Here is a 5,044-nt window from a genome sequence, read left to right on the forward strand (position 1 = left end):
CCCGTTCCGTCCCCCACGCCGCAGCGGCGGGTGGGGCGTCTGGTTGATGTGATCCACCGCATCACGACACGGCAGGTCTCTCCCACGCTGCCAGCCCATATCGGGTCTGGCGCTGTGGGAACGGGGACCGTGGCACGCCATGCTTCATTGTCCGGCTATGTTCCGGCAGGCGGGGGAGAGCATATAATTGCGGTCCCCCAACCCGTAACCACGCTTTCCGTTTCTCCTGTATCCGGAACGACCGGGCCCGTCGTCCCTATGCCTGCCATTACCCGGCCTGCTGCTTTTCTGCCCACGGGCGTATTGGCGCAGCAGCCTGCCGGGAGAATCATTCATCTGGCCATGATGCGCGCCGCGCCGGTGGCGGGAGCAACTGGCGACCGCGCACCCCGTATTCATGCACCATTTTTTCCATTCTCCCATGCAGCGGGGAAAGCCCTGTCATCCACATGGGGCGGAAACGAGCAATCCACTACCGTGACTGCACGCGGGACTGTACCCATGCCGATTGAACGCAAATCTACCGGTGTGATCGCCACGATAGTGCGCCCAGACGGGTCATTAACGGCAGGACTGCCCGCATTCAGGCCCGATCATGCTGGTGGACATACTGCCGGCATGCTCCCGTTCCTGAGTGGGAATATGGAGCGGACGTCTTTTGGCAGAATGCTGCCTTTTCACCCCATGGGCGGACAGGCGGCGTGGGGAAACAGTGTCATGCCCACGGACATGGTAACGGCAGGCACTGGGTGGCAGGGCGAATGGGCGCGACCTTCCTTCATCAGTCCGGTGCCAGTGGTCCATCCGGATACAACAGGCCGTGGCGGCAAGGAACGGGGAAGTCCAGCGCCGATGGTTCAGGTTACCATTCCACTGAAACTGGACCATCATGTACTGGGGCAGGCCGTGGCCCGGATCGATACGAACCGTGCTCTGCATGAACATCGCGCCACCGGCACCGCGGCAGATGTGATGCAGTACCCCCAGATGCCGGGCCGGTCCATTGGCAGATAAAAAAATTACCGGGTACGGGGCATCTGTCCGTGGAAGCCTGCGACACCGTGCATTCAGGTGAATATTTTCTGGTTCTGTTTGACAATAAATGATTGATAAAAATAGAAGTATTTGGGTGACGTTTTTTTTAAAAGGCGGCGTTTCCCGAAGCTTTTTGAAAAAAGCTTCACCAAAAACTTTCTTGTGATTACGGAATACTTTAAAATCTGGTTCTGCAAATATCAAATTATCGGTTTATTTTATAATAAATAAAAGTTGTTTGTACTTAAGCAGATTGTAAGTGGGCCGGGGTAATCCATACGCCTGTAATGCTTCCTGCCTGCATGGTTTGGCATTACACAGGGCAAATGATGGCACAGCCACGCCGCTCATTCCTGTCGCATGGCCTTTCCGTGCTGCCTCATCCCATCATCCATTCTTCCATCATACCTGATGGGTCGCCCGCGTGGCGGCCCTGTTTCCAGTGGAATCCTTCATGTCCCTGACCCTTCTGAACGCGGAAACCGCCATCGGTTCGATCGGGCGGCTCTGGGCCTCCGCCCCCATAACCATTGGTCCGCTCACGCTAAGTGGCCTGGAAGTGCCACAGGTCATACGCGATGGCGGCACCCAGCAGGTGGCGGTCCATCGGCTGCCTGGCGGAAACAGGATTATCGACGCGGTGGGCAATGATCCCGACCGGCTGGAGCTCAGCGGCACCTTTGTCGGTCCTACCGCCATTACGCGGGCGCGGATGCTCCGGCAGATGCGCATCGCGGGCCTGCCCGTGACGTTTACCGGGGCCGGTCTGTCGCTTACGGTCAGGATTGTCCAGTATTCCTATGATTACCAGCAGAAGGGGGTCGTTATCCCCTACCGTCTGGTGCTGGAGCAGCCACCGCAGGTGCCGGTTGCGTCAGGCAGCACGTCCGGCCTGTCGGCGCTGATTGGCGATGACGCGGCATCCGCGCTTTCGGGCATTACCGGTGCGCTGGGCGATGTGGCGACCGTCGCGGGCGATGTGAGTGGACAGCTTTCCACCGTGATGGGCCAGGTCGCCCCCATTGCCGACATGGCGGGGGCGGGGGGCGTATTCGCCGGTATTCAGGATAATCTGGGTATGGTGGGCGGCCTGTCCGGGGCAGGGATCAATCTGGCTTCCGTGCCTGGCAGCGCGGCAAGCCTTGTATCCGGGCTGGAATCCGCCGGGGGCGGGCTGACGGCGGCCATAAGCCAGACCGGGGCAAACCTTGACGGTATCAGCCTGAACAATACGGCGGACCTGTCCACCCTGACCCAGAACGCGGAACTGCATAATGCGGCGGTCACGTCCGGCGCGCTGGTCAACCGGGCCTACGCCAACACCATCACCGCGACAGACGGCACGCAGAACGGGCCACTGGTCACAACGCAGTAGGAGCAGCGGGACATGACGACCATACTCAAGGTCACGGCGGCGGATATATCCCTGTATCATGTCGCCGCGGCGCGGTTGAATGACGCCACGCAGTGGTGGCGCATCGCACAGCTCAACGGCATGACTGATCCCGACCTGTCAGGCTTTACCACGCCGGTTACGCTGGTATTGCCTGCGGTCGATGCTTCACAGGATAGCGGTGTGCCGGGGGTGGCGTCATGAGCGAAAGCATGACGGTCACCGCCCCACGCGGGCAACCCGTATGGCGCGCGCCACGGGCGCGGCTGCTGGTCAATGGCAGGGAACGGGGGGAGACCCCGCTGGAACGCTTCACCCTGACCCGCACCCGCTACAGCCGCGCCGATACGCTGGAACTGGACCTTGCCCTTGACCGCACGAAAGTGCCCGGTTCCGGTCTGTGGTTCGACCTGAAGGCCCCGGCGGCGGGCAGGGCATTGGCCGATATCGACATCCAGCTTCAGATGCGTGACGCGGCGCAGGCGGGCGCGCAGTGGACCACCATGTTCCAGGGTATCGTGGATCATGTCGCCCTCAGCCCGGCGGAAACGTCCGTCCATGTCCAGTGCCGGGATTATCTGGCGAAGCTGCTCGATATGCGGGTTCTCGATGGCTGGCTGAACATGACCGGGGCGGAGGTGGTCAGGGCCATGATCACCTCCGCCGGGCTGACCCCCGATGTCACCATGACCGATGGCATGGTGGGCCAGTTCTGGCAGGTTGAACACAAGCGTAGCTCCGCCCCCAGCCACAGCCGGTTCCAGACCGCATTCGACCTTGCCAGCTATCTGGCCAACATGACCGGCTGCGATCTTTACGCGGAAGGAAAAACCATTGTCTGCGCGCCCTATCCCGTGGCGGACAAATCCAACACGCACGTAATGGATTATACGGATGGCGGCCCGAACACGCCGGTCTCGATGGGGGCCAGCGGGTTGCGCCTTACGCGTGATTACCAGATTGCCCGGGGTGTGATCGTGCATGTCATGTCATGGGACAGCCGCCAGCGGACACGGATTGATTACTACTGGTCCGCCCAGGGTGGTTCGACCTTCATGACGCAGGGCAACGCAAACCTGCACAGCTTCACCCTGCCGGGCGCGCGGCTTGATCTACTGCGGCGGTACGCCGAAGTCAAATACAACCAGATCGTGGCCCATGAGCGCACCATCAGCGGCACCATACCCGGCCGCATCACGCTGGAGCCGCGCCAGTTCATGCGGATAACCGGCACCGGCACGACGTGGGACGGCACGCTGGATGTGGAGGCCGTAAGCAGCGGATTTTCGTGGGAAGGCGGATTTTCGCAACAGATCACCCTGCGCGCCCGTAGCGCCACGAATGATGAGAACGCCAATGGCTGATACCCGCATGATTGCCGCCGGCACGGCAAACGCACTGGCGCAGCCCGGCTTCGGTCTGGTCAGCGCGGTGGACCCGGTTAACCACGCGGTCAAGGTCATACTCCAGCCTTCGGGCGTGGAAAGTGGCTGGATCCCCTGTGGCGCGATGCAGGTGGGCAACCTGCGCATCGCCTGCCTGCCCGATATGGGCGCGCATGTGGTGGTCACGGCGGTGGAAGGCGACGCAGAACATGCGCTGGTGGCCTGCCCTGTTTATGACGCGGTGATGATGCCCCCCATATCACCCGCGACCGGAAAGCAGGCCCAGCCGGGCGAACTGCTGATTCGGGCGGGATGCGGCGCGCCCCCGGCCTCGGACAGCGCACCACCGGGAAGCGCGACCCCGAACGCACCATGGTGGCACATTACCCAGACTGCGATCCACGCGGGTGCGGGAGATACAACCGAGACTCTGACCACTAACGGCAAGACCTGGACAGTGGGAGGTGTAAGCATGGTGCTGGACATGAACGGGCTGGCCGTGACAGGGGGCGCCATCACGACCGATGGCGACATGACCGCGCAGGGCACCGTAACCGGGCAGACGGACGTAAAGGCGGCGGCAATATCAGGCAGGGCCCATAACCACCCGGTCAGCGACGCACCGGGTATGACGGGGGCGCCGCAATGAGCGATCTTTCCCACATTATCGGTAATGACCTTGGCCTGTCGGCATCGGGTGGGCCAGCAGTCGTGACCCGGTGCGGAACGGACGCGCCAGTCCGTCCTGCGCCGGCTGGGCACCAATGCGGGCGACTATATCTGGCAGACCGGTTATGGCGCGGGCCTACCCGCGCGCGTGGGCGGCGTGGTGGATACCGCCGGCATCCAGGCGCTGGTCATGGCGCAGATGGCGCTGGAAACCGGCGTGGACCAGACCCGGCCCATCGGCGTGAACGTAGCACAGCCCGCGCCGGGGCAGGTGCGGCTGGACATAAGTTATACCGACACCACGGGCGCGGTGCAGGCGCTGAGCCTCCAGACAGGTTGACCGCGACGGTCATATGGCGGCTTTCCTTATCCTGCGCCGCACCACAAGCAGACCAATATCGCCCATGCCGCATGCGCCATGGATGCAATTCTTCCCTCAGGCCGCCTTCATGGGCGGCCTTTATTTATGCGGAGGTCCGTGTGGCCATCACGTTCCAATCCTTCAGAACCCTGCTGGGCAACATGGTCGCGGCGGTGCAGGGCGCGTGCCCCGCGCTGCTGG

The 5,044-nt window shown here is 62.3% G+C and carries 6 protein-coding genes; all 6 read left to right on the plus strand.

The features are described from left to right. The first annotated feature begins 717 nt into the window (after positions 1-717). The 6 genes from JCM25156_RS09290 to JCM25156_RS30995 all read left to right on the plus strand — a co-directional run bounded on the left by JCM25156_RS09290 (position 718) and on the right by JCM25156_RS30995 (position 4,822). The gene (locus JCM25156_RS09290; protein WP_148299367.1) at positions 718-1,014 is read left to right on the plus strand and encodes a hypothetical protein; all 297 of its coding nucleotides are present in this window, start codon (positions 718-720) and stop codon (positions 1,012-1,014) included. A gap of 475 nt (positions 1,015-1,489) precedes the next feature. Beyond that, positions 1,490-2,410 (plus strand): hypothetical protein, encoded by a 921-nt coding sequence (locus JCM25156_RS09295; protein WP_025812861.1) that lies wholly within the window; start codon positions 1,490-1,492, stop codon positions 2,408-2,410. A 12-nt stretch (positions 2,411-2,422) separates the two neighbouring features. Then, complete coding sequence (locus tag JCM25156_RS09300; protein WP_025812862.1) at positions 2,423-2,632, plus strand: hypothetical protein; 210 nt, start codon at positions 2,423-2,425, stop codon at positions 2,630-2,632. Next, positions 2,629-3,792 (plus strand): hypothetical protein, encoded by a 1,164-nt coding sequence (locus tag JCM25156_RS09305; protein ID WP_025812863.1) that lies wholly within the window; start codon positions 2,629-2,631, stop codon positions 3,790-3,792. Before JCM25156_RS09300 ends, JCM25156_RS09305 begins: the two co-directional genes overlap by 4 nt. Next, positions 3,785-4,462 (plus strand): phage baseplate assembly protein V, encoded by a 678-nt coding sequence (locus JCM25156_RS09310; RefSeq protein ID WP_025812864.1) that lies wholly within the window; start codon positions 3,785-3,787, stop codon positions 4,460-4,462. Before JCM25156_RS09305 ends, JCM25156_RS09310 begins: the two co-directional genes overlap by 8 nt. A 177-nt stretch (positions 4,463-4,639) precedes the next feature. Further along, a complete protein-coding gene (locus tag JCM25156_RS30995) occupies positions 4,640-4,822 on the plus strand; it encodes a hypothetical protein (protein WP_242402573.1) in 183 nt (60 codons plus the stop codon). The last annotated feature ends 222 nt before the right edge of the window (positions 4,823-5,044 follow it).

Source organism: Komagataeibacter kakiaceti JCM 25156 (genome assembly GCF_000613305.1).

Excerpts from the sequence above, each read along its gene's own strand:
- JCM25156_RS09310 (WP_025812864.1), top strand. The coding sequence starts at position 3,785 with ATGGCTGATACCCGCATGATTGCCGCCGGCACGGCAAACGCACTGGCG.
- JCM25156_RS09290 (WP_148299367.1), top strand. The coding sequence starts at position 718 with ATGCCCACGGACATGGTAACGGCAGGCACTGGGTGGCAGGGCGAATGG.
- JCM25156_RS09300 (WP_025812862.1), top strand. The coding sequence starts at position 2,423 with ATGACGACCATACTCAAGGTCACGGCGGCGGATATATCCCTGTATCAT.
- JCM25156_RS09295 (WP_025812861.1), top strand. The coding sequence starts at position 1,490 with ATGTCCCTGACCCTTCTGAACGCGGAAACCGCCATCGGTTCGATCGGG.
- JCM25156_RS09305 (WP_025812863.1), top strand. The coding sequence starts at position 2,629 with ATGAGCGAAAGCATGACGGTCACCGCCCCACGCGGGCAACCCGTATGG.